The organism is Thalassospira sp. (assembly GCF_048059015.1).
Taxonomy (GTDB): domain Bacteria; phylum Pseudomonadota; class Alphaproteobacteria; order Rhodospirillales; family Thalassospiraceae; genus Thalassospira.
The window spans coordinates 7,501-33,290 of the sequence record NZ_JBLLNT010000016.1; the positions used below are offsets into that span (position 1 = coordinate 7,501).

The 25,790-nt window shown below is 53.8% G+C and carries 22 protein-coding genes (1 of these 22 running past the window's edge); 13 read left to right on the forward strand and 9 right to left on the reverse strand.

Features of this window, described 5'->3' with window-relative positions; genetic code table 11:
• Both ACMZ66_RS18695 and ACMZ66_RS18700 read right to left on the reverse strand, forming a co-directional pair.
• Nucleotides 1–90, reverse strand: the start of a protein-coding gene (locus ACMZ66_RS18695) for a hypothetical protein (protein ID WP_416939520.1). 792 nt of this gene lie to the left of the window's left edge; 90 of the gene's 882 nt are visible here — the first part of the coding sequence; the start codon lies at nucleotides 88–90; the stop codon falls past the left edge of the window.
• Nucleotides 91–130: 40 nt separating this feature from the next.
• On the reverse strand, nucleotides 131–2,122 hold the full coding sequence (locus ACMZ66_RS18700; protein WP_416939522.1) for a methyl-accepting chemotaxis protein: 1,992 nt from the start codon (nucleotides 2,120–2,122) through the stop codon (nucleotides 131–133).
• A gap of 265 nt (nucleotides 2,123–2,387) precedes the next feature.
• On the opposite strand from ACMZ66_RS18700, the gene ACMZ66_RS18705 reads away from it, so the two are divergent.
• Both ACMZ66_RS18705 and ACMZ66_RS18710 read left to right on the forward strand, forming a co-directional pair.
• Complete coding sequence (locus ACMZ66_RS18705; protein WP_416939524.1) at nucleotides 2,388–3,365, forward strand: MBL fold metallo-hydrolase; 978 nt, start codon at nucleotides 2,388–2,390, stop codon at nucleotides 3,363–3,365.
• Nucleotides 3,366–3,484: 119 nt separating this feature from the next.
• Nucleotides 3,485–4,417 carry an L-lactate dehydrogenase gene (locus tag ACMZ66_RS18710; RefSeq protein WP_416939525.1) on the forward strand — a complete coding sequence of 311 codons (933 nt, stop codon included), beginning with the start codon at nucleotides 3,485–3,487 and terminating at the stop codon, nucleotides 4,415–4,417.
• Here the strand turns inward: ACMZ66_RS18710 and ACMZ66_RS18715 are convergent.
• Nucleotides 4,407–5,414: a GlxA family transcriptional regulator gene (locus ACMZ66_RS18715; protein ID WP_416939527.1), complete on the reverse strand. Its 1,008-nt coding sequence runs from the start codon at nucleotides 5,412–5,414 to the stop codon at nucleotides 4,407–4,409. The genes ACMZ66_RS18710 and ACMZ66_RS18715 overlap by 11 nt on opposite strands.
• A 98-nt stretch (nucleotides 5,415–5,512) precedes the next feature.
• Between ACMZ66_RS18715 and ACMZ66_RS18720 the strand changes: the two genes are divergently transcribed.
• The 3 genes from ACMZ66_RS18720 to ACMZ66_RS18730 all read left to right on the forward strand — a co-directional run bounded on the left by ACMZ66_RS18720 (nucleotide 5,513) and on the right by ACMZ66_RS18730 (nucleotide 8,939).
• The gene (locus ACMZ66_RS18720; protein ID WP_416939529.1) at nucleotides 5,513–6,427 is read left to right on the forward strand and encodes a 3-keto-5-aminohexanoate cleavage protein; all 915 of its coding nucleotides are present in this window, start codon (nucleotides 5,513–5,515) and stop codon (nucleotides 6,425–6,427) included.
• Nucleotides 6,424–7,875 carry a carnitine 3-dehydrogenase gene (locus ACMZ66_RS18725; RefSeq protein ID WP_416939531.1) on the forward strand — a complete coding sequence of 484 codons (1,452 nt, stop codon included), beginning with the start codon at nucleotides 6,424–6,426 and terminating at the stop codon, nucleotides 7,873–7,875. The genes ACMZ66_RS18720 and ACMZ66_RS18725 overlap by 4 nt, the downstream gene beginning before the upstream one ends.
• A gap of 119 nt (nucleotides 7,876–7,994) precedes the next feature.
• Nucleotides 7,995–8,939: an alpha/beta hydrolase gene (locus tag ACMZ66_RS18730; protein WP_416939533.1), complete on the forward strand. Its 945-nt coding sequence runs from the start codon at nucleotides 7,995–7,997 to the stop codon at nucleotides 8,937–8,939.
• A 59-nt stretch (nucleotides 8,940–8,998) separates the two neighbouring features.
• Here the strand turns inward: ACMZ66_RS18730 and ACMZ66_RS18735 are convergent, their stop codons facing one another.
• The 5 genes from ACMZ66_RS18735 to ACMZ66_RS18755 all read right to left on the reverse strand — a co-directional run bounded on the left by ACMZ66_RS18735 (nucleotide 8,999) and on the right by ACMZ66_RS18755 (nucleotide 16,357).
• Nucleotides 8,999–11,005 carry a CocE/NonD family hydrolase gene (locus tag ACMZ66_RS18735; protein WP_416939534.1) on the reverse strand — a complete coding sequence of 669 codons (2,007 nt, stop codon included), beginning with the start codon at nucleotides 11,003–11,005 and terminating at the stop codon, nucleotides 8,999–9,001.
• Nucleotides 11,006–11,111: 106 nt separating this feature from the next.
• Complete coding sequence (locus ACMZ66_RS18740) at nucleotides 11,112–12,743, reverse strand: ABC transporter ATP-binding protein (RefSeq protein WP_416939536.1); 1,632 nt, start codon at nucleotides 12,741–12,743, stop codon at nucleotides 11,112–11,114.
• Nucleotides 12,736–13,563 (reverse strand): ABC transporter permease, encoded by an 828-nt coding sequence (locus ACMZ66_RS18745; RefSeq protein ID WP_416939538.1) that lies wholly within the window; start codon nucleotides 13,561–13,563, stop codon nucleotides 12,736–12,738. The genes ACMZ66_RS18740 and ACMZ66_RS18745 overlap by 8 nt, the downstream gene beginning before the upstream one ends.
• Entirely contained in the window at nucleotides 13,560–14,567 is a 1,008-nt protein-coding gene (locus tag ACMZ66_RS18750) for an ABC transporter permease (RefSeq protein WP_416939539.1), read from the reverse strand. Before ACMZ66_RS18750 ends, ACMZ66_RS18745 begins: the two co-directional genes overlap by 4 nt.
• 200 nt (nucleotides 14,568–14,767) lie before the next feature.
• Nucleotides 14,768–16,357 (reverse strand): ABC transporter substrate-binding protein, encoded by a 1,590-nt coding sequence (locus ACMZ66_RS18755; protein ID WP_416939541.1) that lies wholly within the window; start codon nucleotides 16,355–16,357, stop codon nucleotides 14,768–14,770.
• Nucleotides 16,358–17,216: 859 nt separating this feature from the next.
• On the opposite strand from ACMZ66_RS18755, the gene ACMZ66_RS18760 reads away from it, so the two are divergent.
• Both ACMZ66_RS18760 and ACMZ66_RS18765 read left to right on the forward strand, forming a co-directional pair.
• On the forward strand, nucleotides 17,217–17,630 hold the full coding sequence (locus ACMZ66_RS18760) for a universal stress protein (protein ID WP_416939543.1): 414 nt from the start codon (nucleotides 17,217–17,219) through the stop codon (nucleotides 17,628–17,630).
• Nucleotides 17,631–17,695: 65 nt separating this feature from the next.
• Nucleotides 17,696–19,366, forward strand: a complete 1,671-nt coding sequence (locus ACMZ66_RS18765) for a BCCT family transporter (RefSeq protein ID WP_416939545.1) — start codon at nucleotides 17,696–17,698, stop codon at nucleotides 19,364–19,366.
• A gap of 95 nt (nucleotides 19,367–19,461) precedes the next feature.
• On the opposite strand, the gene ACMZ66_RS18770 is transcribed toward ACMZ66_RS18765, so the two are convergent.
• Nucleotides 19,462–19,926: an META domain-containing protein gene (locus ACMZ66_RS18770; RefSeq protein ID WP_416939546.1), complete on the reverse strand. Its 465-nt coding sequence runs from the start codon at nucleotides 19,924–19,926 to the stop codon at nucleotides 19,462–19,464.
• A gap of 291 nt (nucleotides 19,927–20,217) precedes the next feature.
• Here ACMZ66_RS18770 and ACMZ66_RS18775 point away from each other — a divergent pair, with 291 nt between their 5' ends.
• From ACMZ66_RS18775 to ACMZ66_RS18800, 6 genes are all read left to right on the forward strand, one after another.
• The gene (locus ACMZ66_RS18775; RefSeq protein ID WP_416939547.1) at nucleotides 20,218–21,213 is read left to right on the forward strand and encodes an Ldh family oxidoreductase; all 996 of its coding nucleotides are present in this window, start codon (nucleotides 20,218–20,220) and stop codon (nucleotides 21,211–21,213) included.
• A gap of 302 nt (nucleotides 21,214–21,515) precedes the next feature.
• Nucleotides 21,516–22,361 carry a phosphonate ABC transporter ATP-binding protein gene (gene phnC / locus ACMZ66_RS18780; protein ID WP_416939549.1) on the forward strand — a complete coding sequence of 282 codons (846 nt, stop codon included), beginning with the start codon at nucleotides 21,516–21,518 and terminating at the stop codon, nucleotides 22,359–22,361.
• Between the two features lie 68 nt (nucleotides 22,362–22,429).
• On the forward strand, nucleotides 22,430–23,446 hold the full coding sequence (phnD, locus tag ACMZ66_RS18785) for a phosphonate ABC transporter substrate-binding protein (RefSeq protein ID WP_416939551.1): 1,017 nt from the start codon (nucleotides 22,430–22,432) through the stop codon (nucleotides 23,444–23,446).
• A gap of 67 nt (nucleotides 23,447–23,513) precedes the next feature.
• On the forward strand, nucleotides 23,514–24,329 hold the full coding sequence (phnE, locus tag ACMZ66_RS18790; RefSeq protein WP_416939552.1) for a phosphonate ABC transporter, permease protein PhnE: 816 nt from the start codon (nucleotides 23,514–23,516) through the stop codon (nucleotides 24,327–24,329).
• Nucleotides 24,330–24,332: 3 nt separating this feature from the next.
• Nucleotides 24,333–24,980: a chloramphenicol acetyltransferase gene (locus tag ACMZ66_RS18795; RefSeq protein ID WP_416939553.1), complete on the forward strand. Its 648-nt coding sequence runs from the start codon at nucleotides 24,333–24,335 to the stop codon at nucleotides 24,978–24,980.
• Between the two features lie 101 nt (nucleotides 24,981–25,081).
• The gene (locus ACMZ66_RS18800) at nucleotides 25,082–25,780 is read left to right on the forward strand and encodes a DUF1045 domain-containing protein (protein ID WP_416939555.1); all 699 of its coding nucleotides are present in this window, start codon (nucleotides 25,082–25,084) and stop codon (nucleotides 25,778–25,780) included.
• Nucleotides 25,781–25,790: the final 10 nt, after the last annotated feature.

Sequence of the window (25,790 nt, forward strand, 5' to 3'; positions counted from 1 at the left end):
CAGGATGATAGCGCGCAGCAGGAGCAGGTTGACAAGCAGCGCATGAAAAAGCGCGTGCTTGCCCTGCCAATGATCCCGGAAATAGCGCAACCAACCTGTCCCCTGATTTATGGTGCCTTAACGGGCTTGTTTAACGCCTGACCTGCTCCAGGAACCTTGCGACTTCGCTTTGCAGGCTTGATGACGTGGTTTCGAGTTTTCGGGCGGCATCCAGGACGCTTCCTGAAATGGTGCCAACTTCTTCGGATGCGTTATTTACCCCGACAATGTTTGTTGTGACTTGCTGTGCAGCCGCCGCAGCCTGATCGATGTTGCGTGCAATTTCGCGGGTGGCAGCGGTTTGTTGTTCGACGGCAGCGGCAACCGATGCTGCGATCTGGTCGATGCGGGTGATGGTTTCACTGACATTGCGGATCGAGATTTCTGCTTCGCCCGTGGTGGCCTGAACGGCCTTGATTTGGCTTTCGATTTCCTCGGTCGCCTTGGCGGTTTGACTTGCGAGGTTTTTGACCTCGTTTGCGACCACGGCAAAGCCTTTGCCCGCATCGCCGGCACGCGCGGCCTCGATCGTGGCGTTAAGGGCAAGCAGGTTGGTCTGTTCGGCGATATCCGTTATCATTTTAACGACCTCGCCGATATGTCCGACAGCAGTAACGAGTTCCTGAATGCTGCGTTCTGATCCTTGTGCCTGTGTCACGGCTTCTGCGGCGACTTTGGCGGATTCCGAGACCTGATGGGAAATCTCGGAGCTTGAAGATGTCAGCTCCTCGGTTGCGGATGCCACCGTTTGCACGTTGGTGGAGGCTTCTTCGGACGCGGCGGCAACAGCGGTTGCCTTGGTTCGTGTGTCTTCGGCGGTTTTGGACATGGATTTCGCCATGTCGTTGAGCTCATGCGATGACGCGCCGACTTCGCCGACCACCCCGCCAACCGAAGTTTCGAAGTTATCGGCCATTTTATGGAGCAAACGGCGCTGTTCTTCGCGATTGCGGATTTCGGTTTGGCGTTGATCTTCTTCGAGTTGCTTTTGCCGTAACAATCCTTCGCGGAAGACAGAAACCGCGCGCACGATCTTGCCGACTTCGTCATTGCCGTCACGGGTTGGAATGGCGATGTTGGTGTTGCCAGCAGCAAGTTCGTTAATGACTTCTGTAATGCCACGGATCGGGCCGGAGATGCGCGTGGCGACCAACGCGACCACGACAATGGCGATGGCCACAATGATCAGTGAAACGATGCCCGTTTGCAGGAAAGATGCGTTGATCGGGCCCAAGATGGCCTCGGCCGGCGCTTCGACGACAAGGAAGCATTGAATGATCGGCATCCAGGAAGAACCGATGATCATCTCGCCATTCGGGCTTTCATAGCTTGTGATATTAACCGGGGTATTGGGTGTGTTTTGCAGGAGTTGATTGGTGGCACCCTCCATGCCCGGCAATTCACGCATATTGACCTGATCGACCAGTTTGGAATCCTTGTGGATGCGGATCAGGCCATCCTTGCCAACCAGATAGGCTTGCCCGCCGGACTTGGCACCAAGTTGGGATACCTGTTGGGCCAGAGCGCTGGCATTCACGCCAACACCGGTTGAAGCAAGCTTGCCGTCATGTTCGATGCGGTAATTGACAAACACGCTCCAGGCATCAAGCGCTTCGTCATGGTCGATATTGAGTTCGAACTCATTACCGCGCTCAAGGAACGGGTCGAACCAGAATTGCATGCCAGCTGCGGCCTTTTCATTCGGGCCGTTTACATCGTAATAGGTGCGTGTGGCGTTCGAGGCGAACGTGATCGACATGGCACCGGTCCAGTCGACAATTGATTGCGCATATTTTTTCCATGTTGGCAGCCATGACGGGTCTTCGCCATTGGCAAACCAGTCAAGAATGATCGGGTTTCTAGCGACCGAACGGCTGGCCGTGACATAGGTGTTGAGCTGATTTTCAAGCCCTTGCCGCATGGCGGTAACGGTTGCGGGAAGTTCGTTTTGTTCGAGCCTACTAGTGACCATGCCCTTGGTTTGAATGAAACTGACGGTGCCAGTGATGGCAACGGTGGCAACCAGCAGAATGCTGACCACCAGCATCAGTTTCTTACGGATGCTGAGATCCTGAATATTCATTTTCCACTTCCCTCTTTCCCGGCCATGACGGGGACCCGCTTTGTGCGTTTTGATTATCGGGTCACACATGGCTATGCACTTGAATACCTAACATGTGGCAAGCCAGCCGGGATTTTAAACACCAGTGATTTAACAATTCAGGGTTGGGTGACGGGATGTGATAGGATCGATCTCGTCAGGACATAGATGCAATCCAAAGTGCTTTTCGTGCGTATCAAATTCAGCGGATCGGAACTCGAGATGAAAAATCAATGGAGGACAGATCATGAAGGCGACAGGGAAGTTGTTTGGTCTTGCGGGCATATTGATGTCTGCCGGGCTGGCATTTGGGACTTCAGCACAGGCAAATACAGTCAAGGTTACGCCACTTGGTGCGGTTGATGGTGAATTTTGCCCGCTTGATCGGGCGATGATTTTTGAAGACCCGGACGGTACGCGTATTTTGTACGATACCGGCCGGACAGTCGCCGGGCCCGATGACGCACGGCTTGGCAATATTGATGTGGTTTTATTAAGTCACATGCATGGAGATCACCTTGGTGATCGCCATATCGAAGCAGTGAATGCCAGCGAGTGTGGCAAGCCGTCCTTCCCGGTAGATGTGCGATCCGTTTCCAACACAGTACAAATCGCCAAGGCAAAAGATGCCCTGATCGTGACGGGCAGTGAAATGCCACCGATTCTGGGCGGGAAGCTTGAAAGTATCGGCGGTGATCCGAAAAAATCGGTGCTGGTCCGTTTCGGTGCATCACGCATGGTTGGCGGGGTGAGCATCACGACAGTCCCTGCAGTTCATAGCAACGGGGTGTCTGGTGATTTCCTTGGCGGACCGTTGGGCGAGATGCTTAAAACATCTGGTGTAACGGCCTATGCCGGGCCACCGACGGGTTATGTTCTGACCTTCTCGAACGGGCTTGCGGTTTATCTGTCGGGGGATACCGGCATCACGGCCGAGCAGGACAAGGTCGTACGCGGTCATTATGGTGCAAAGCTTGTGGTGATGAATATCGGTGATACTTACACCACGGGGCCAAGCGAGGCGGCCTATGTGATCAATGATCTGATCCAGCCAGCTTCTGTTATTCCGTCACATGCCAATGAATGGGCGACCGATGGCGGTCAGGTTCGTGAAGGTACGCGGACCGAGGCGTTTATTGCAGCAGTCAATGTTCCGGCCCATGTGCCGCTTAGTGGCAAGACGATGGAGTTTGATGCAGGTGGTCTTTGCACCATGGGGTGTTAGGGCAACTTCTTGAAATCTTCCAGAAAAGGGCGGGGGAAACTCCGCCCTTCTTTTTTGACGATATGGGTCGGCAGTGGCATTATCTGTTTGATTGTAAATGTAAAATCAAAGGTATCGTCATGAAGGTCGGGATTGTCGGGGCTGGCATGGTTGGAAGTTCGGCTGGCTATGCATTGGCCGTGATGGGACTTGCCAGTTCGGTTGTTCTGGTGGATCAGAACCATGATCTTGCGGTCGCGCAGGCTGAAGACATTGCTCATGCGGTACCGTTCATGTCCTCAACCATCGTCGAGGCCGCCGATTATGACGGGCTTTTGGGTGCATCGGTCGTGATCCTTGCCGCGGGTGTTAGTCAGAAGCCCGGCGAAACCAGACTGGCGCTTCTTGAACGCAATGCTGCTGTCTTCAAGGATGTGGTGGGCAAGGTGTTAAAGGTCGCACCGGATGCCATTTTGCTGATTGCGTCCAATCCGGTCGATATCATGACGCAGATTACCCAACGTATTTCAGGGCTTCCGGCCAATCGCGTGATCGGGTCTGGAACCATCCTTGATACTGCGCGGTTCCGAAGCCTTTTGGGGCGTCATTTGGGTATTTCACCGCAATCGGTGCATGCCTATGTTCTGGGTGAACATGGCGATAGCGAAGTTCTGGCCTGGTCGAATGCCAAGGTGGGATCGCTTTCGCTGGCCGAAATTGCTGCGCAGGTCGGATCCCCGATTACCCAAAATGTGCGGGCAACCATTGATGATGGGGTGCGCAATGCGGCCTACAAGATCATCAAGGGCAAAGGGGCTACCTATTACGGGATTGGTGCCGGGTTGGCGCGAATTGTTAAGGCGATTGCTGCGGACCAGCATGATGTTCTGACGGTATCGTGCGTTACGCCCGAGGTTGCCGGTGTAAGCGATGTTGCACTTTCGATCCCGCGTGTAATCGGGGCGAACGGGATTGAGGCGGATTTGATGCCTGATATTGACGCCCAAGAGGCAGAGGGGCTGGCCAAAAGTGCGCAGCTTTTAAAAGACAGCGTTAAATCGATCAGTTTGTAAGGTCAGGCTGGGGTGACGTGACCAGTGCAAAGCCCCGTTTGGAGCGGATGCTGCGGAGCGTCATGCCAAAGCTTTGTGAAAAAGCACGGCTGAGTGTTGCGGCACTTTTAAATCCGGTTTGAAAGGCAATTTCCGAAAGTGGCAAATCCGTTGCACCGGCCAAATCACGCGCCCGGCCAAGGCGCAGCATCTGATAATATTTCCCCGGTGCCATTTGCAGATTGTCGTGAAAGACACGATCAAGACTGCGCATGGAGCATCCCACCTGTTTGGCGATGGATTTAAGGGCAATCGGTTCTTCAATATGGGCTAGCATCAGGTTGAGTGCGCGGCGCAAAAACTCGGTCCCCGGTCCATCAATGCGATCTGCCCCGCGTGTCAGGCGATACTGGTTTTCTGCGTCATAGACGAACATGTTGCTAACATCAAAGGCAACCGCCGGGCCGAATTGATCGGTGATGATATGGAGCATCAATTCCATAACGGTTGAGGCCCCGCCAGATGTGATCATTTTACCATCCTGAACAAAACGATCACGCGACACCTTCACATCCGGGAAGTGTTCGGCGAACTGATCAAGTTCCTGCCAATGAATGGTGGCGGATTTGTCATTAAGCATATTACAGCTGGCAAGGATCCAGGCAGCCGTATCAAGGCCAACAACATGACGCGCATGTTGCGCAGCATAGCCAAGCCTTGCGCGTGTTTTGGCATTGATCTGATCGCGCATGCCATATCCCGAAATCACCACCAGATAATCAATCCCGCCAGATGGTTTGACGTCACCCAGTGATGTTTCGGGGGTGATGACCAAACCGCTGGAACTTGTCGCAGGTTCGCCAGTGATGGTGCAGATCGCCCAGGTGATGTCAGGCCCGTTTGGTTGCCCCTTGGCTGCGCGAAGCGGTTCGAGCGCGCTGGCCAGCACCATGTTTGAAAATCCATCAAACAGGACAAAGACAAAACGGTTGGGTCTGGTTGGATGTGCGTTTGGCATAAAATGCAAAGTAAAGGGCGGAAATTGCAAAATCAATAAGCGTGATATTCGCTACGCTTTTGCCAGCATTTCATCAGTTGTTTTAGCACGAGGTCATCATGCCCCTGACAATGAATAAAGAGGTTTTCATTACCGCTGCCGTCACCGGATCGGGTGGCACACAGGATAAATCCCCGCATGTTCCGCGCTCGCCCGAAGAAATCGCCAACAGTGCGATTGATGCGGCCAAGGCCGGGGCGGCAGTGGTGCATTGTCATGTGCGCGATCCGAAAACCGGCGCACCGTCGCGTGATCTTGGTTATTACCGGGAACTGACCGAACGGGTTCGTGCTTCTGATGTTGATGTGGTCCTGAACCTGACAGCCGGGATGGGTGGGGACATTGTTTTTGGCTCGACCGAGGCCCCCCTGCCGGTCAATGAGGGCGCAACCGATATGATCGGCGCGACTGAGCGCATGGCGCATATTGCCGATTGCCTGCCGGAAATCTGTACGCTTGATTGCGGTACGATGAACTTTGCCGAAGCTGACTATGTCATGACCAATACGCCCGGCATGTTGCGCGCCATGGGTCAGATGATGACCGATCTTGGCGTTAAGCCCGAGATCGAGGCATTTGATACCGGGCATCTGTGGTTTGCCAAGCAACTGGTGTCTGAAGGTATCCTTAAAAGTCCGGCACTGGTGCAGCTTTGCATGGGTATCCCGTGGGGTGCGCCCAATGATCTCAACACATTCATGGCGATGGTTAATAACGTGCCCGCTGATTGGGATTGGTCGGCTTTTTCCATAGGACGTGATCAGATGCCCTATGTTGCCGCAGCCGTTCTTGCGGGCGGGAATGTCCGTGTCGGCCTTGAAGACAATATCTATCTCGCCAAAGGCGTTCTTGCCACCAATGCGCAGCTGGTTGAACGTGCCGTCGGGATTATTGAAGGCATGGGCGCCACCGTTATCGGCCCGAATGCGGTGCGCAAGAAGCTTGGGCTGACCAAGCGGGAGCCACGCGGATGAGCAACGTGGAGAACAAAAAGGCTGCGATCATTGGCGGCGGTGTAATCGGTGGTGGCTGGGCCGCGCGTTTCCTTTTGAATGGATGGGATGTTGCGGTATTTGATCCGGACCCACAGGCGGAGCGCAAAATTGGTGAAGTGATCGAAAATGCGCGCAGGAGCCTTCCGGCACTTTATGACCGTGCTTTGCCAGCAGAGGGCAAACTGACGTTCCATCAGGACATGAAAAGTGCGGTTTCAGATGCAGCATGGATTCAGGAAAGCGTTCCCGAACAGCTTGCCCTGAAACACAAGATCCTTGCGCAAATTCAGGAGCACGCCCCAACGGATTGCCTGATCGGATCATCGACATCGGGATTTAAGCCAAGCGAGCTTCAAGAAGGTTCATCCAATCCCGGCCAGATCATGGTCGCCCATCCATTTAACCCGGTTTATTTGCTGCCGCTGATTGAAGTCGTGCCATCCAGTGCGACGGACGCCTCGGTGGTTGAAGCTGGGTGTGAAACGTTGCGTTCTGTGGGGCTAAAGCCGCTTGTTGTCCGCAAGGAGATTGATGCGCACATCGCTGATCGCCTTTTGGAGGCCGTCTGGCGCGAAGGGCTTTGGCTGGTGCATGACGAGGTCGCCACGACCGAGGAAATTGATGACGCCATCCGGTTTGGCTTTGGCCTGCGTTGGGCACAGATGGGGCTTTTTGAAACCTATCGCATTGCTGGCGGTGAAGCCGGGATGGAGCATTTCATTGGCCAGTTCGGCCCGGCCCTGAAATGGCCATGGACGAAACTGATGGATGTGCCCGAACTGACCCCGGAACTGACCGCACGTATTGCGCAGCAATCTGATGATCAGTCCGGTCACATGTCGATCCGTGCGCTGGAACGCCTTCGTGACGACAATCTCGTCGGCATGATGCGCGCGCTGAAAAAATCGGGCAGTGGGGCCGGTGGAACCATCAATACACATGAAGCATCATTGCCAACGGCATCAAATCTTGATGATCTTCCGGTCACGGTGGACCGCCAAATCCCGCAAAGCTGGACGGACTATAACGGGCATATGAACGAAGCCCATTATGTCGAGGTAAGCGCGCAGGCAAGTGACCGCTTCATGGAAATGATCGGTGCTGATGCCGACTACATTGCCGCAGGCAGCAGCTATTTCACGGTCGAGAACCATGTTTGTTACCTTGAGGAAATCAAGGTCGGGGATCGGATCACCGTGACCACGCAGGTCATCCGGGGTGAGGGCAAAAAGCTTCATCTGTTCCATCGACTGACCAAGGCCGATGGCGCGATTGCGGCAACGATTGAAACCCTGCTTTTACATGTTGATCTGAAAACACGACGGACGTCCGAGCCGGGATCAATGGTGGCGACCAACCTTGGCGAAATTGCCAAGCTTCACAGCGGTTTGCCAAAGCCTGAACAGCTGGGACGTGCGATCGGCTGATTTGGTTGTATTGCTTTTCACAAGCACGACCATAATTTATGCCATAATTACCCCTGCAGTCTTTCACTGCGGGGGTAGTCGCGTTAGGCTGTTGCACGTTTTCCAAAGAGGCATCGTTGATGAAGAACTCAGATCCGGTTTCAACCGACATTGCGTATGATCCGATGCCAGAAGAAGACGGCATTCGATCCTTCATCACCAAATGCGATGCGTTCTATCCCCCCGATGCGGTTGCCGCCGGGATTGAGCAACAGCGCGTCTGGTATGATGCCCTTTGCGCGGAATTTGCCTTCCCGCATCCCGATGGCATGCAGGTCGAAGATGACGTCATTGCCGATGTGCCTGTGCGTCATTACCGCCCGGCCAATGTCAGCACCTCCCACAAGATCGTCTATATTCATGGCGGCGGGTTCGTTGTGGGCTCACGCGATAGCCACGATTCCATCTGTGCAGAGATTTCCGGTGCGGCGAGTGCTGAGCTGATTTCGATTGATTACCGTCTGGCGCCCGAACATGTCTGGCCCGCCCAGCATGAAGATTGCCATAAGGTCGTCCAGAGCCTTTTGGCTTCGGGCAAGAAGCTTGTTTTGGTCGGTGATAGTGCCGGTGGCATGTTGGCAGCGGGCTTGGCTGTGCGTGCACGCGAAGAGGGCTTTGGCGATCGGATTATCGGGCAGGCATTGGTCTATCCAGCCCTTGGCGGGGATCTTAATTGGCCAAGCTATGGGCAGATGGCCAATGCGCCGGGACTTAGCACCGATGACGTAATTTATTACCGTGATGTACTAAAGGCGCCGATGGATGATCCCTATGCCCATGCGCTGTCAGTCGATGATCTGCGCGGGCTTCCCCAGACCTACATCACGTCGGCCTATTTTGATCCGCTGCGTGATGATGGTCGCGAGTTTACCGCGCGTTTGGCACGTGCGGGCATTTCGGTGCAGTACCGTGAAGAGCCGCAAATGATCCATGGATGGCTGCGTGCACGTCATTCAAGCGACGGCGCCAAGGCGGGCTTTACCCATCTGTGTGATGCGATTTCGGCGATGGTTGCCAAGGTTTAGGCAAGCCATAGACACCGATATCAAAAAGGGCCGGATAACCGGCCCTTTTCTTTTGTGTCTTACATAAAGTTCCGCGGGATGGTTTTTTCCCACTTCTTCTCGAACACCTGTTGATTGTCCTCGTAGCCGATGACCCAGGCCGAGACATACCAATTGTCGCGATCGCAGCTGAGCTCTGCATGGCAATCGGTACGCACAAACCAGCCATCACGGGTCAGATCACAGGTCCATGCGGCTTCACCGCGCATCGATGTCGGATCAAGCGGATTGATCGACCAGGTTTCGCTGCGCACTTCACGGGTCGAAAGGCGGGAATCCGGATGTTCAAACAAACCGGTATCTTCATAGATGCGATAGCGGGTTTCATTTTGCGTCAGATTGCGCTGAACGCTGCGTTCGGTCCGGCTTGGTTTATGCTCGATATATTTGGGCAGCGGATCGGGATTGTCCGGTTCCTTGACCTCGATCCTTTCATGATCGCCCAGCAACGGCAGATCAAACCGGATCGATGACGGCGCAATGGTAAGACCCACATCAAAGGGCGGCGGCAGGATCATTGGCCAATAGGATGTGGAAAGTGCCAGCCGAAGTTTATGTCCGGCCTTGAAGCGATAGCCACAGGCATCCAGAACCAGCGTGATCGTCACCTTCTTGCCGCGCGGCATCGGTTTTGGATCGGCGTAATTGGCATCCAGATCCCGATGGGCAAGGTTCAATACCCCGAAAGATACGCGGGTCGCAGTTCCGTCGGGATGGACATCAACAAGACGTGCACACAGGTTTGACCAATCTGCATCGCATTCCAGATCGACCGTCAGGACCGGTCGCCCGAGAAGATCAATCTCGGCCTCTAGCGGGGCGGTTTCAAACACCAGTGATCCGGCGTCATCGGCACGCTGGTCAATCGCCATTTCCGCATCTGGTTTCAGGGTGAAATATTCGCCTGATGATGTCCCGGTATCGAGTGGTGATTTCAGATAGATATCTGCGGCTGGTGCGGCCGCGTCTGCTGCCGCAAAACCAAGACGTCCATCTGCAACATAAAGGCTTTGGGTTTCCGGTTCCGACCAGCTGTCCTTGGCAATCCAGAAGCCCGGATCGAAGTCACGACGCGGAGCGGGCTTAACGCCTTCAAGGATATAGGCGCGCATTTGTGGCAGCTCATCAATGCCATTGTCATCACCGCGCAACCACTTGTTCCACCATTTGATGGCTTCGCCTGTGAAGTCCGCGCGCGGCTTTGGCCAGGCGAAGTGCGGGTATTTATGCACCCATGGGCCAATCAGGGCCTTGGCGCGATCAGGCATGCCTTCAATCGCGCGCATTGGGGTATTGCGATACCCATCGCCCCATCCGGCCAGAACCATGGACGGGATTTTGACCGCATCGAAATCTTCGCAGATCGAGGCATGCTTCCAAAAGTCATCACGGGTCTGATGCGATAGCCATTCTTCGAGGAAGAACGGCTCTTCGTTCAGGCGATGCAGCCACATCGCGCGCCAGTCATCGCCGACCAATGCCGGATCGGGGGTGCGCGACTGATAGGCCAGCATGGTTGCCGCCCATGAAAGCTGCGCTGCAAGCTGGCAGCCGTTCTTGTAATGGATGTCGTCGTTATAACGATCCACGGTGGATGCAATTGATATGACCGCCTTAAGCGCCGGTGGGTTAAGGGCCGCGACCTGAAGGCAGTTAAACCCGCCCCAGGAAATACCCATCATGCCAACCGATCCGTTGCACCATGGCTGATCGGCAATCCATGCAATCAACTCACACGCATTGGCAAGTTCAAGTTCGGTATATTCCCCGTCAATCACGCCATCAAACTCACCCGATCCGCGAATGTCGATGCGGACACCGGCGATGCCGGCCTTGGCAAATTCGGGGTATGTTGCCTCGTCACGAACGCAGGTGCCATCGCCCTTGCGATAGGGCAGGAATTCAAAGACGGCTGGAACCGGATCGGCCTCAGCCCCATCGGGCATCCACATGCGTGCGGCAAGGCGGGTGCCATCGGCAATGGTGATGAAGGTATTTTCGATAACCGTGAAGTCGCGGTCGGACATGGTGGGGCGTCCTTTGGTCTGATGTGGTGTGCACTATTATGGGTGGCTTAGGTGAAAAGGCGGCCCAATGATTGGACCGCCTTTTTTGCATGTTTGGTTCGGTTTGTCAGTGACCGGCACTTTCCATTTTCCGGGTCGCGAGAACCTTTTCCAGCCAACCCAGTTCCATTTCCGGAACCGACTTCAAAAGAAGATCGGTGTAATCGTCAAATGGTGGGTTCAGGACTTCGGAACGTGGGCCGAAATCAACCAGCTTGCCCTGCAGCATGACCGCAACCGAGTCCGCAATGGCGCGCACAATTGCGATGTCATGGGTGATGAACAGATAGGATACCTGACGTTCCTTCTGCAGACGCAAAAGAAGATCAAGAATGCCCTCTGCGACCAGCGGGTCAAGGGCCGAGGTCGGCTCATCACACAGGATCAGTTCCGGCTGTGCCGCAAGTGACCTTGCAATTGCAACACGCTGCTTCTGACCACCGGAAAGTTCGGCCGGATAACGATCAAAGAAGGCTGCACCCATCTCGATCTCGTCGAGAAGTTCGATCACCTTCTTTTTGCGTTCCGCACCGCGCATGCCGAAATAGAACTGCAATGGACGACCAATGATCTGCCCCACCGTCTGGCGCGGGTTCATTGCCGTATCAGCCATTTGATAGATCAGCTGAATACGACGCAGATGATCACGTGACCGGTCCTTTTGTGCGTTGGAAAGCTCTTCACCGGCAAAGGTGACCTTGCCTTCAAACGGCGGCAAAAGACCCGTGATCACACGTGCCAAAGTCGATTTGCCAGAACCTGATTCCCCGACAACGGCCAATGTTTGACCGCGCGGCACATGCAGCGACACGTCATGAAGAACCTGCACACCATTGCCATACGCTGCTGAGATATTTTCGACCTTCAGCAGCGTATCAGACTGATCGCGGGCTTCGGCCTGTTTGGCCTGACGGACATTGACCAGTGCCTTGGTATATTCCTGACGCGGGTTTTCAATGATCTGTTCGACCGGACCATATTCGACCGTATCACCATTGCGCAGCACCATGATGTCATCGGAAACTTGGGCGACAACGGCCAGGTCATGGGTGATGTAAAGGGCTGCGGTTCCGGTTTTCTCAATCGCGTTCTTGATCGCGGCCAGAACATCAATCTGGGTCGTCACATCAAGGGCGGTGGTCGGTTCATCAAAGACGATCAGTTCCGGATTGGAACAAAGCGCCATGGCCGTCATCGCACGTTGAAGCTGACCACCCGATACCTGATGCGGGAAGCGATTGCCGAAATTCTTTGGATCGGGAAGACCCAGAATTTCAAACAGGTAATCAGCGCGCGCGCGGGCCTCCTGACGGGTCATCAGGCCGTGTTCGACAGTGGCCTCAATCACCTGATCGCCCAGCTTGTGCGCCGGGTTAAAGGATGCTGCAGCAGATTGCGCAACATAGCAAACGCGCGCGCCGCGAATTTGGCGGATACCGTTCTTGTTAAGCTCAAGGATATCCTTGCCATCAAGCATTACCTGACCGCCGGTGATGCGCACACCCCCACGGCCATAGGCAAGTGCCGCCAGACCAATGGTGGATTTGCCCGCACCAGATTCCCCGATCAGGCCAAGAACCTTGCCCTTTTGCAGATCAAAGGAAACTCCATGGACAATCTCGATATCCATCGGTGCTTCGCCCGGTGGAAAGATGGTCGCGCCAATGCGCAGATCGCGTACCGATAAAAGATCAGACATCGCCGCGGCCTCCTTTCAGGCTGGAAGTGCGTTTCAGCAACCAGTCGACAACCATGTTCACGCAGACAGCCAAAGCTGCAATCGCGCCACCCGGAATAAGGGCAGCCTGAATGCCAAAGATGATGCCGTCCTTGTTGTCTTTGACCATGCCGCCCCAGTCTGCTGCCGGCGGCTGAATGCCAAGACCCAGGAACGACAAGGTGGACAGGAACAGGATCGAGAATGCAAAACGAAGCCCGAATTCCGCCAAAAGAGGCGAAAGCGTATTGGGCAGGATTTCACGGAAGATGATCCACATCTTGCCTTCGCCGCGCAGTTTGGCGGCTTCGACAAATTCCATCACGGCAACATCAAGCGCAACAGCACGGCCCAGTCGATAGACGCGCGTTAAATCAAGGATCGCCATCACCGTGATCAGGATGATGATGTTTTGCGGCAGAACCGCCAGAACGACCAGCGCAAAAATCAGGGTCGGGATCGACATCATCAAATCATTCAGGCGCGACAATCCCTGATCAATAGGGCCGCCGGAAACGGCTGCCGTGAAGCTCAGGAAAATACCGATCGAGAATGACAGAATGGATGCCGCAAGCGACACAAACAGCGTGGTCTGCGAACCGTAAATCAGACGCGACAACAAATCGCGGCCAAGATTATCGGTGCCCAGAAGATAAAGTTCGTTTGCCGGTTCCCAGACGCCTGCAACGATTTCGGTCTCCCCATAAGGAGCCAGAAGCGGCGCGAAAACGGCACAGACAAACGCAAACAGGATGCCCAGAATTCCGATCCAGGCGGTCAGCGGGATTTCACGTAATCTCATCGCGGATGCCTCAGTCTCGGATTGGCGACAATGGCGACGATATCAGCCACCATGTTGAGCAGGATATAGACCGCAGCAAAGATCAGACCGCAGGCCTGAACCACGGGCATATCGCGCACCGTTACCGCATCAACCATGTATTGACCCATGCCCGGATAGACAAAGACCACCTCGACCACAACCACGCCGACCACAAGATAGGCAAGGTTAAGTGCAACCACGTTGACGATCGGGGCAATGGCATTTGGTGCGGCATGTTTGACAATCGACTTGAAGGCACCAAGACCTTTAAGCTCGGCGGTTTCCATATAGGCCGATGACATCACGCTGATGATTGCAGCGCGCGTCATGCGCATCATATGGGCCAGGACCACCATCACCAAAGTCGCGGTGGGCAAGGCAATTGCGGCCATGCGTTCCGAGAAACTCATGCTGTCATAGACCGTCGAGGGGAAGGTCGCGACGCCCAGTTGCACAGCAAAGAATACGATCAGGATGTAGCCGATAAAGAATTCCGGCAGCGAGATCGCCGCAAGCGACAGGATATTGATAACCCGGTCAGGCACGCGGTTGCGATAATGAACAGCAACCATGCCAAGACCAACAGCCAGCGGGACAGAAATTGCTGCAGCAAAAAATGCCAGAAACAGCGAATTGCCCAGACGCTTGGTGATCTGTTCGGTCACCGGTGCACCACTGGCCCAGCTATTGCCGAAATCACCCTGAACAACACCACCCAGCCACTCGAAATAGCGCGTGGTAATCGGACGATCCAGGCCAAGATCGGCCCGGATGTTGGCGACTGCCTGCGGGGTAGCGGATTGACCAAGATAGGTTTGGGCGAAATCGCCCGGCAGGGCTTCGATCCCTGCGAAAATCAGGACTGAAACAGCCCAAAGCAACAACACACTCAAGCCCAGTCGTTCGGCAATCAGAACCGACAACGGATGGGTTTCTTTAAGTCTGTGTCGCGCGGCTCGCACGCCGACCAAGGGATTGGCCATGAACACATACTCCCATTACTGGCCTGAACGGAAATTCAAGACGGGTGGGAACACATACAAAGGCAAGCCTTGTAACCATCTGGAAATTTCGGTCAGACCAATTGTGAAACACACGGTCGAACAACAAGACGGGGACCACGGTCAAAAATAACCGTGATCCCGCAATCTACAATCAATGGGGTGCGAAACACCCCGCATGATTAGCTGTTGATCCACAGACGCGATGCGACATAGCCGTTCGACATGTCGTTACCGATGTCCTGAACAAAGCCGGAAACATTGTTCGTCGTGGCATTCACGAAGTCGTTGAACATCGGCAGGATCAGACCGCCGGTGTCACGCACCATCAGTGCCATGTCGTGATACATTTCCTTACGCTTGGCCTGATCAAGTTCGGCGCGTGCTTCAAGAAGGATCTTGTCGAAATCAGTGTTGAGGAACCGGGTGTCGTTACAGTCAGCGGTCGACAGATATGCGGTCGAATACATCTGATCCTGGGTCGGACGGCCACCCCAGTAAGAGGTCGAGAACGGCTGAACGTTCCAGACGTTCGACCAGTAACCATCGCCCGGCTCACGTTTGATTTCGATGTTGATGCCCGCTTTCTTCGCGGTTTCCTGATACAGAACCGCTGCATCAACGGCACCCGGGAAGGCAACGTCGGACGTACGCAGCAGAACCGAACCATCATGGCCCGACTTCTTGAAGTGGAAGGCTGCCTTGTCCGGATCATAAGCGCGCTGCTCGATCCCTTCGGGAAACTGTGCATAGGTTTCGTTGATCGGGAAGTCGTTACCAACCTTACCGTAACCACCAAGGATCTTCTCGACCATGGTTTCACGGTCCATCGCATATTTCAGCGCCAGACGCAGGTCGTTGTTATCAAACGGTGCGGTGTTGCAATGCATGATGAAGACATAGTGACCACGGCCGGAGGTGGTCTGAATTTCAACATTCGGTGCACGCTTGAGAAGACCGACGGTCTTCGGATCAACACGGTTGATGAAGTGAACCTGACCCGATGACAGGGCTGCCATACGGGCAGTCGCATCGTTCATCACGATCATCTCAACGGAATCAACAAAGCCACGGTCGCTGCGCCAGTCGTTTTCGTTCTTTACGAAGGTCGCGCGCACACCGGCTTCGAAGTTGTCGAGTTTGAACGGACCGGTGCCGATACCGGCATTCGGGTTTTCAAAACCACCATCTGGCTGGATCACGAGGTGATAGTCGCTCAGCAGCAGCGGCAGATCGGCGTTGCCTTCGGTCAGGGTGATGACCAGATCGCCGTTTTTGTCTTCGATGTTGCTGATGGATTTCAGAATGCCAAGAGCACCGGATTCCGATTTGTCATCGGTATGGCGGATCAGGGTTTTGAAAACGTCATCGATGGTCAGTTCAGAACCATCGTGGAACATAACACCCTTACGGATTTTGAAGGTCCAGACAGATGCGTCTGCATTCGGCTCCCAGCTTTCAGCAAGTGCCGGAACCGCAAGACCGGTGGTCGGATGGGATTCAACAAGCGTGTCACCCCAGTTACGGTTCATGGCGAAGGTGAACTGCGAAGCCGATTTGGCCGGATCAATCACGTCGGTCGAAGCGCCGCCCTGCAGACCAAGCTTGAGGTGACCACCACGCTTGGGTTCCTGTGCAAGTGCCGAGGTGCCATACAGGCTGGTTGCGGCAGCAAGGGTCAGACCGGCAGCCATGGAACGGCCGATAAATTCACGGCGGTTCATTTCATGTGCACTGACGCGAGACGCAAAATACTTGATAGGGTCAGTCATCCCTGTTCCTTCTCTGATATGTTTTAACTTGTTGATTTATCTATTGGTGTGGCAGTTTCCGCCCGCTGATTTTCTTGGTTTTATTGCGGAGTGGGGTGTCGTTCAGACACAGGAGGCATGTTGCAGTTCGCTGAACTGCCGTCATTTTCATGCCACTGCTTCTGCGCAGTTTGTGAACCCCCTTTTTTGCCACAAAAATCATCCCTTTCGGGTGTGTGTACTGCCACGGGCGTACCCGGAATTGGGTAGGCACCCATCACGTTCGCCTTGCTGACACCTATGATGTTTCAGCCCGGCAGCACATGTTGTGTGGGACAGACAGTGCACTGATCGCGGACATCGTGACATGGGTTGGCGGTGGGCTTCAACCCGAAGTCTTGATGCAGGTGCAAACTTGCGCACCTGAAAATAGATTTTTGCGCCCAGAAACTCTCTGGAAAATAGAATAGATAACCGATGGATTTATCTGCAAAAACCCTTGCTGCGTAAGGGTTACAGATGAGCTCGGCAATAGTGGGTATATGCATAAATGTTCACATGAAAAATTTTTTATAATTTTCATGTTCGAACATCCAAAACGCGGATTTGTCCCTCTGTCGGACCGACCCAAGGGTTAAAAAGTATTCCAATTCGCAATTCGGTCGCATCTGAACCGGCCGGCACCCGATTGCCTGAGGTGTCTCAAATCTGCGGCAAACTGTCCTGTTCGCGGTGGTGCCGTCCGGTTTCTTTATTTCCGCCGAGGTCTTGAATGGGGGGCTTTTTGCTTTAAACAGTGGTCGATGTTACCCTTATCTGACTGTCCTGATTATAGAAATGACGACTGTTTTCACGGGTGGTGCACATAACGGAGGACTGTATGTATCAGAAGATGCTCGTACCTATCGATTTGGCCCACATTGAGAAACTGGAGAAGGCAATTCAAACGGCTGTCGATTTAGCTGGCCATTATGGCGCGGAAATTTGCTTTCTTGGTGTTGGTTCCAATACCCCATCAGAGGTTGCGCACACGCCAAAAGAATTCGAACAGAAAATGTCCGAATTCGCAAAGGGCATCGGCAGTAAAACCGGTGCCAAAGTTTCCGCTGCCGCAGCAATTGCGCATGATCCCGCAGTGGATCTCAGCAAAATTCTTGTCAGTAAAGCCGATGAATTGGGGGCCGATGTCATTGTGATGGCATCACATGTGCCCGGTGTTGCAGATCATATTTTTGCATCACACGGCGGATATGTCGCGTCCCACTCGGATCATTCCGTGTTCCTCGTGCGTTAATGGCACGACGTTTTTTTATTTGCGGCTAGGGGTAGCTGTATTTTCATCAACCTAGGGAGTTTGAAATGGGGTCAGAAGCTGAGACGGGCATAGAAAGCCCGGACGGAGCAGCGAACCCGATCGAAACCGATTATGAAGTCGGGCAAGACAATATCCAAACGCAAGTCGGACCTTTTGGACTGGATGTACATAATCCGGTCTTTCTGATTTCTGGATTGTCGATTGTTGCCTTTGTTTTCCTGACACTTGCCTTCCAGGAGAGTGTCGGGCCGATGTTTAACGACCTGCGTGGTTGGCTTACATCAACTTTTGACTGGTTCTTCCTGTCAGCTGCGAACATCTTTGTTTTGCTGTGCCTGTTCCTGATCGTATCGCCGCTGGGCCGTGTGCGCCTTGGTGGTGCGGATGCCACGCCTGACTATTCCTATAGCGGATGGTTTGCGATGCTGTTTGCGGCCGGCATGGGCATCGGTCTTATGTTTTATGGCGTGTCTGAGCCGATCTCGCACTTCTCGTCCTCGATGGGCGGAACCGCGCTTGGCGAAGGCGGTATGCGGACCGACTGGGCACCCCTTGGTGCGGCGGCCGGGGATCCTGATGCGGCCTTTGATCTTGGCATGGCGGCAACCATCTTCCACTGGGGACTTCACCCGTGGGCGATCTATGCGACCGTCGCACTGGCGCTGGCGCTGTTTTCCTTTAACAAGGGCCTGCCGCTGACCATGCGTTCGGTGTTCTATCCGATCTTTGGTGAGCGCGTTTGGGGCTGGACTGGTCACGTCATTGATATTCTTGCGGTCTTTGCCACCCTGTTTGGCTTGGCAACCTCGCTTGGTTTTGGGGCGGAACAGGCCAATGCTGGTCTCGAATTCCTGTTTGGTATTCCGGTCACAGATGGTTCCAAGGTCTTCCTGATCGTTGCGATTACCGGTGTTGCATTGATTTCGGTGCTTGCCGGTCTTGATGCAGGGGTTAAGCGCCTTTCAGAAATCAACATGATTCTGGCAGCACTTCTTTTGGTGTTCGTGATCCTCGTTGGTCCGACCATGGACATCATCAAGGGCTTCTTTACCTCGTTGGTTTCCTATGTCGAATATCTTCCGGCACTGTCGAACCCGGTCGGTCGTGAAGACACCAACTTCAGCCAGGGCTGGACGTCGTTCTATTGGGCGTGGTGGATTTCCTGGTCACCGTTTGTCGGCATGTTCATCGCACGTGTGTCGCGTGGCCGTACGGTCCGTGAATTCATCACCTGCGTCCTGATCATTCCGTCCCTCGTTTGTGTTCTGTGGATGACCACCTTTGGCGGTACTGCAGTTCACATGGTGACAGAAGGTGTAAGCGCGATTGCCGAGGCCGGTCTCCCGGTGAAACTGTTCGCCATGCTTGAACAGTTGCCACTGCACTCGATTACATCCTTCATGGGTATTATTCTGGTGATCGTCTTCTTTGTGACGTCATCTGACTCAGGCTCGCTTGTGATCGATACGATCACCGCAGGCGGCAAGGTCGATGCACCGGTTCCCCAGCGTGTCTTCTGGTGCACTTTTGAAGGTCTGGTTGCTATTGCCCTTCTTCTGGGCGGTGGTCTTGGCGCGTTGCAGGCAATGGCGGTTTCGACCGGCTTCCCGTTTGCAATCGTTCTGTTGCTGGCTTGCTATTCGATCATTCAAGGGCTTCGCACGGAACCAAAGGCCGTCGGCGCAAATGCCGAGGCGACGACGGACAAGGATTAAGGTATCGCGTAGCGACGGCTTGTTCTGTAGCTGGCAGTATCGACAAAGGGGCGCCCGATGGCGCCCCTTTTTGTTTGTGTGGTTTTGATTGCTACCTAGCGCGCGATCGGACCAAATTCCATAATCACCTTGCCGCTGCTATCACTCAGCGACAGGGTCGTATCGATCACTTTCCAGTCGGCGACATCTTCCATCGCGCTGGTAAAGGCATGTTCGATCTCCATCGCATCTTCCATACACATCATCTGCGTTGCGCCAAGTGGCGACATCGTCAGGCCGCTTTCAGATCGGGTGTAATTGCCGAAATACCTATTACATCCGGTCGATCCGGCAATTTTGCCGTCTGATGCAAAATTTGCACTGGCCAGAACCGGTGACATTGGCTCAAGAGTGCGATTGCCTTCTGTAACCTTGGTCAGAACCCATTCCTTGTCGGTGACGGAAGACCAGTCATCGACCATCGCAGTTTGTTGGGTTTGATTGGTGGTATTGCAGGCGGAAAGGAGAAGGGCTGTGGCAATCGTCAGTGACGGCAGCAAGATCGGTTTCGCAGCGCGCATTTGGATTTCCTGTTCGTGGTGGCTGTCCAAAGTCATCCTCATTGGTCGAATTTGATCGACCGATCCCCGCTTGGTTGTGCAGTGCGGAGTGATTTGCTCGTTAATTGGAAAGTCTGACGCATATTTGCGGCAAGATTTTAGCACAGCTTTGCATCCTCGAAGCGATCAGCGTGTTTTGCGGCATATGAAAAGCTCTTTGCGCCGGGGCGCAAATTGGCGCTATGGTTTGGGTCCTGCCGCCGGATAAGCAATTACCCGATCCCACATATTTCTTGCCAAGGTCTCATTGCGATGAAGATTTCCCTGTCTGATGCCCACGCACTGGTGTGCGAAACCTTGATGCGCTGCAATGTCAGTGCACAAAATGCATCCTCGGTCGCAACCGCCTTGGTCAATGCAGAAGCCTCTGGGCAGGGCGGGCATGGTTTTCGTCGCATTCCGGCCTATTCCGCGCAGGCGCGTGTCGGCAAGGTCGATGGTATGGTGACGCCTGTCTTTGAAAAGCCGGTTCCCGGCGTGCTGCGCATTGATGCGCAACATGGCTTTGCCTATCCCGCACTTGATCTGATGATGGACCATCTGCCCGATATGGCGAGATCACAGGGGATTGCGATTGCCTCAATCCATAAATCCCATCATGCGGGGGTTATGGGCCTGACCGTTGAACGACTGGCAGAGCAGGGTCTGGCGGCCATGATGTTTGCCAATGCTCCGGCTGCGATGGCGGCATGGGGTGGACGTCGTCCGATGTTTGGCACCAATCCGATTGCCTTTGGCGTGCCGGTCGGTGCCGCTGGTGATCCGATTATTATCGACCTTGCGCTTTCCAAGGTTGCGCGCGGCAAGATCATGGCAGCAAAGCAGAAGGGTGTAGAAATTCCCGACGATTGGGCGTTCGACCCCGATGGCAATCCGACGACCGATCCGGTCAAGGCATTGGATGGCACGATGGTCTCGGCGGGTGGTGTAAAGGGTGCAGCCCTTGCCATGATGGTTGAGCTTTTGGCAGCCGGTTTGACCGGGGCGCAGTTTGGTCATCAGTCTTCATCACTGTTTGATGACAAAGGCAAGCCACCTGCATTGGGTCAGATGGTGATTGCTATTGATCCCAAAGCAACCGGTGGTCCGGGTGTTGGCGAACATCTTGCAGCCATCGCCAATGAAATTGCATCTGAGGAAGGTGTGCGTCTTCCGGGCCGTCGCGGCAAGATCGCCCGCCTTGAGGCTCAAGCCAATGGTCTTGAAATTGAAGATGATGTGATCGAAACCATTCGTGCGATCAAATAAAAACGATCTGTAGATCCGGTTCATTAATCTTGATGTGCGGTTTTGTGTATTCAAATACGTATCCGTCATTTCGTTTGTGAAATACATCACGCAGATATATGCGTATGTTCAGATTATGTGACGGAATTTATTTGAACTTGGCGCTTTGAATGCTTGTTTATTATTTGATGTATAGACAAGTTTAATTGTTGTCGGGAAAATTAGCTACCCGTAATCATCGAACTGTAACATCAGTGTCACCGTAAAGTCGCGGTTCATGCGTAGTTTCTTCATCCAGCGAAACACATGCAGGCGATTCTTTGATGCTGGTTGTAGATATCTCTGGACTGAACAAAAGCTTTACCCGTGACAAGCGTGCCCTGAACGACGTCAAGTTGCAGGTACGGGAAGGCGAAATGGTCGCACTGATTGGTGCGTCCGGTTCAGGTAAATCCACACTGATCCGTCATATTGCCGGATTGCTGCGCGGTGACCGCGACGGCGGCAAGATCGTTGTGTTTGGCGAAACCATTCAGGAAAACGGAAAGATCGCCCGTGGCGCACGTAAAGTTCGCGCCGAAATCGGCGTTGTTTTCCAGCAATTCAATCTTGTAAGTCGCTTGTCGGTTCTGACCAACGTCCTCATGGGCCTTTTGGGTCGTGTACCGGCTTGGCGCGGATCACTTGGTCTGTTTACCAAGGCGGAAAAGACCCGTGCTATGAATGCGCTAAGCCGCGTTGGCATTGATGCACATGCCACCAAAAAGGCGCGTAACCTTTCAGGTGGTCAGCAGCAGCGCGCAGCAATTGCCCGCACCATTACCCAGGGTGCACGCCTTATTCTGGCGGACGAGCCGATTGCATCGCTTGATCCGGCATCCTCACGCAAGGTGATGAACACTCTTGATCGTGTGAACCGTGAAGACAACGTGACTGTGATCGTGTCGCTTCATCAGGTTGATTACGCCAAGGATTATTGCAAACGGACCATCGCTATGCGCGATGGTTCTGTCATTTTTGACGGGCCTTCCACCCAATTGACGCCGGAATTCTTGCGCGAATTGTACGGCGAATATTCTTCCGAGCTTTTTGCAGATGGTTCCGAGGACGAAGCACGTCCTGTGGTCGAGCCTGTTGCGAAAAAGGATCTGGCGGTAGCGACCAGCTAACCAGATCACGTTTTGACTGCCTTACCTCATCGAAACACGTCCAATTCAAATCTGACAGGGGACTTCCTATGATCGTCAAGACAATTGCATCTGCAGCACTGGCTGCCACTTTGCTGGCATCTGGCATTGCAAAAGCCGATGTTGAGTTCAAGCCGCTCGAACAGGATCCGGAAACCATCGTTTTCGGCATCATCTCGACTAAATCGACTTCCAACCTTAAAGCTCAGTGGCAGCCGCTGATCGATGACATGGAAGAAGCCCTTGGCAAAGATGTCGAGGCATTCTTCGCACCGGATTATGCCGGCATCATCGAAGGCATGCGTTTTGGCAAGGTCCATGTTGGCTGGTTCGGCAACAAGTCCGCGATGGAAGCTGTTGACCGCGCAGGTGGCGAAGTTTTCGTTCAGACCTCCAAATCCGATGGTTCTAACGGTTACTACTCCCACATCATCACCCAGGCTGATAACGACAAGGTCAAAACCCTTGAAGACATGCTGAAATGCGATGGTTCGCTGAACTTCGGTATTGGTGATCCGAATTCGACCTCGGGCTTCCTGGTTCCGTCCTACTATGTCTTCGCCAAAAACGGTGTTGACCCGAAAGAGTGCTTCAAGACCGTTCGCAACGCGAACCACGAAACCAACCTGATGGCGACAGCCAACAAGCAGGTTGATGTTGCTGCCAACAACTCCGAGCAGCTTGGCCGTACCAAAATGAACAAGCCGGAAATCACCGACAAGGTCAAAGTAATCTGGACCTCGCCGCTGATCCCGTCTGACCCGATGGTTTACCGTAAAGATCTGTCGCGTGAACTGAAATCCGAAATCAAGGCCTTCTTCCTTGGTTATGGTCGCTTCGGTGACGTGGAAAGCGCCAAGGAAGTTCTTGCCAACAACTCTGATGGCATGGGTCTCTTCATGGAAAGCTCCAACGCACAGCTTTACCCGATCCGTCAGCTCGCTCTGTTCAAAGACAAGCTGAAAATCCAGAACACCGAAGAACTGTCTGCTGACGAAAAAGCAGCACGTGTTGCCGAGATCGACAAGAAACTTGCCGAACTCGACATTCTGGTTGCTTACCAGTAGTCGGCCTTTCGACAGGGAGTGCAGCTAACGTTGCGCTCCCTGTTTGCATTTACCATCCGGGATTAACATGATGAATAGCAGCATTTCTTCCGCATCATCTGCCGCAACGGTGCTTCCGCCGCGCGACCTGAAACGGTCCGCGACGAGCTTCCTGCTCTGGGCAGTCATTCTTGGTCTTCTGGCCATGTCGTGGGAAGGTGCGGATATGCGCCCGATGTCTCTGTTTGAAAACAGCGGCAACATGGTCGACTTCGCCGAGGGCTTCTTCCCGCCAGACTTCCTTATGTGGAAGATGTATGTCGAAGAAATGTGGATCACCATCCAGATCGCGATCTGGGGAACGGCTTTGTCCATCGTCTGTTCCATTCCGTTTGGCATTCTAAGTTCGGAAAATATTGTGCCGGTGTGGGTGTATCAGCCGGTACGTCGCCTGATGGATTCCTTCCGCGCAATCAACGAAATGGTCTTTGCCATGTTGTTCGTTGTGGCTGTTGGCCTTGGACCGTTTGCCGGTGTGCTTGCACTTTGGATTCACACGACAGGCGTTTTGGCCAAACTGTTTTCAGAGGCGGTCGAGGCAATTGATCCAGAACCGGTCGAAGGCATCCGCGCCACCGGGGCAAACGCGCTTCAGGAAGTGATCTTTGGCGTGATCCCGCAGGTGCTGCCGCTTTGGATTTCTTATTCGCTCTATCGCTTTGAATCCAACGTTCGTTCCGCAACGGTTCTGGGCATCGTTGGTGCGGGCGGGATCGGTATGGTTCTTTGGGAATATATCCGTGGCTTCTATTACGCTGAAACTGCAGCCGTCATGATCATCATCATCATTTCGGTCAGCCTGCTTGATATGGTTTCCCAGCGTTTGCGCAAACTGGTGACCTGATACATGCGCTATCAGATCACTCAGGCCAAACCGGCCATGAAGGCGCTTTCGCCGGAACCGACCATTGATGCAAGTGCCACGGTTGTTGATTGTGAAATGGGTGTCTGGACCGAAGTTGGTGCCAGAACATCCATGCGCGAAACTACAATGGATGATTATTCCTATGTCGTGAATGACAGCGAGATCATCTATTCCGATATCGGCAAGTTCGTGAATATCGCAGCCCATACCCGCATCAATCCCGGGCAACATCCGATGGACCGGGCATCGATGCATCACTTCCAATATCGATCAAGCGCCTATCAGCTTGGTGACGATGACCCGGCCTTTTTCGATTGGCGTCGTGAAAAGCGCGTTGAGCTTGAACACGATGTCTGGATCGGCCACGGGGCGATTGTCCAAGGTGGCGTTACGGTTGGTATCGGCTCTGTCGTTGGGTCGGGTGCGGTGGTGACCAAGGATGTCGCGCCCTACACTATTGTCACCGGCATCCCGGCAAGTCCGCTTCGCCCGCGCTTTGAGGCCGATATTGTTGATGCCCTTCTGCGCATTTGCTGGTGGGATTGGGATCACGATATGCTGCGCAAAAATTTGCCAGATTTCAGAACACTTTCGGTGCGTGACTTCTGCCTGCGATACGACACGATCTAGGCGATCATCATAAGTGAATTTGCGATAAATGCCGGGGGTCGGATTGACCTCCGGCGTTTTTTCATCGACCTTCTTTTGACGAAGAATTTCAAAGGAAAACCATGAGCGACTATCAACGCTATGCCGTTTATTTTGCCCCCTGCGCAGAAAGCATGCTGGGGCAGTTTGGTCACGCCTGGCTGGGACGTGATCCGGCAAGCGGACGAGATGTCGCAAGATTGGATGTAAACGGCATCAGTGCGGATGAGTTGGTTGCTGCGACCACATCACCATCCCGATATGGTTTTCATGGCACGCTTAAGCCGCCGTTTGCATTGCGTGATGGTCAAACGCGATCCGATCTTGAGGCCGCCATTGCTGATTTCTGTGCGCAGATATCACCGATCACTTGCGGGCACTTGATGTTGAAATCAATCGGCCGGTTCTTGGCGTTGGTCCCAACCGAACCGGTTGCGCCACTGGGTGATCTGGCTGCATCTCTTGTCCGCGGCCTTGATGAATTTCGCAAACCCGAAGACGAAGCTGCGATGAATAAACGCCGTTCGGTGGGCTTGTCTGATCGTCAGGAAGACTATCTTGTGCGCTGGGGATATCCCTATGTGATGGAAGAATTTCGGTTCCATCTGACACTGAGCAACAAGCTTGAAGGCGATCAGTTGGGGCGCTTTGAAATGGCCTTAGCTCCGCTTGTTGATCCGCTGTGTCAAACACCCTTTGCCATCAGGGATGTGTGCCTGTTTGGCGATCCGGGGGATAGCAAACCCTTCGCGCTTTTGCAGCGCTTTTCACTGACCGGATAACAAAAATGCT

Excerpts from the sequence above, each read along its gene's own strand:
- ACMZ66_RS18700 (WP_416939522.1), bottom strand. The coding sequence starts at position 2,122 with ATGAATATTCAGGATCTCAGCATCCGTAAGAAACTGATGCTGGTGGTC.
- ACMZ66_RS18705 (WP_416939524.1), top strand. The coding sequence starts at position 2,388 with ATGAAGGCGACAGGGAAGTTGTTTGGTCTTGCGGGCATATTGATGTCT.
- ACMZ66_RS18710 (WP_416939525.1), top strand. The coding sequence starts at position 3,485 with ATGAAGGTCGGGATTGTCGGGGCTGGCATGGTTGGAAGTTCGGCTGGC.
- ACMZ66_RS18715 (WP_416939527.1), bottom strand. The coding sequence starts at position 5,414 with ATGCCAAACGCACATCCAACCAGACCCAACCGTTTTGTCTTTGTCCTG.
- ACMZ66_RS18720 (WP_416939529.1), top strand. The coding sequence starts at position 5,513 with ATGCCCCTGACAATGAATAAAGAGGTTTTCATTACCGCTGCCGTCACC.
- ACMZ66_RS18725 (WP_416939531.1), top strand. The coding sequence starts at position 6,424 with ATGAGCAACGTGGAGAACAAAAAGGCTGCGATCATTGGCGGCGGTGTA.
- ACMZ66_RS18730 (WP_416939533.1), top strand. The coding sequence starts at position 7,995 with ATGAAGAACTCAGATCCGGTTTCAACCGACATTGCGTATGATCCGATG.
- ACMZ66_RS18735 (WP_416939534.1), bottom strand. The coding sequence starts at position 11,005 with ATGTCCGACCGCGACTTCACGGTTATCGAAAATACCTTCATCACCATT.
- ACMZ66_RS18740 (WP_416939536.1), bottom strand. The coding sequence starts at position 12,743 with ATGTCTGATCTTTTATCGGTACGCGATCTGCGCATTGGCGCGACCATC.
- ACMZ66_RS18745 (WP_416939538.1), bottom strand. The coding sequence starts at position 13,563 with ATGAGATTACGTGAAATCCCGCTGACCGCCTGGATCGGAATTCTGGGC.
- ACMZ66_RS18750 (WP_416939539.1), bottom strand. The coding sequence starts at position 14,567 with ATGGCCAATCCCTTGGTCGGCGTGCGAGCCGCGCGACACAGACTTAAA.
- ACMZ66_RS18755 (WP_416939541.1), bottom strand. The coding sequence starts at position 16,357 with ATGACTGACCCTATCAAGTATTTTGCGTCTCGCGTCAGTGCACATGAA.
- ACMZ66_RS18760 (WP_416939543.1), top strand. The coding sequence starts at position 17,217 with ATGTATCAGAAGATGCTCGTACCTATCGATTTGGCCCACATTGAGAAA.
- ACMZ66_RS18765 (WP_416939545.1), top strand. The coding sequence starts at position 17,696 with ATGGGGTCAGAAGCTGAGACGGGCATAGAAAGCCCGGACGGAGCAGCG.
- ACMZ66_RS18770 (WP_416939546.1), bottom strand. The coding sequence starts at position 19,926 with ATGCGCGCTGCGAAACCGATCTTGCTGCCGTCACTGACGATTGCCACA.
- ACMZ66_RS18775 (WP_416939547.1), top strand. The coding sequence starts at position 20,218 with ATGAAGATTTCCCTGTCTGATGCCCACGCACTGGTGTGCGAAACCTTG.
- phnC (WP_416939549.1), top strand. The coding sequence starts at position 21,516 with ATGCTGGTTGTAGATATCTCTGGACTGAACAAAAGCTTTACCCGTGAC.
- phnD (WP_416939551.1), top strand. The coding sequence starts at position 22,430 with ATGATCGTCAAGACAATTGCATCTGCAGCACTGGCTGCCACTTTGCTG.
- phnE (WP_416939552.1), top strand. The coding sequence starts at position 23,514 with ATGATGAATAGCAGCATTTCTTCCGCATCATCTGCCGCAACGGTGCTT.
- ACMZ66_RS18795 (WP_416939553.1), top strand. The coding sequence starts at position 24,333 with ATGCGCTATCAGATCACTCAGGCCAAACCGGCCATGAAGGCGCTTTCG.
- ACMZ66_RS18800 (WP_416939555.1), top strand. The coding sequence starts at position 25,082 with ATGAGCGACTATCAACGCTATGCCGTTTATTTTGCCCCCTGCGCAGAA.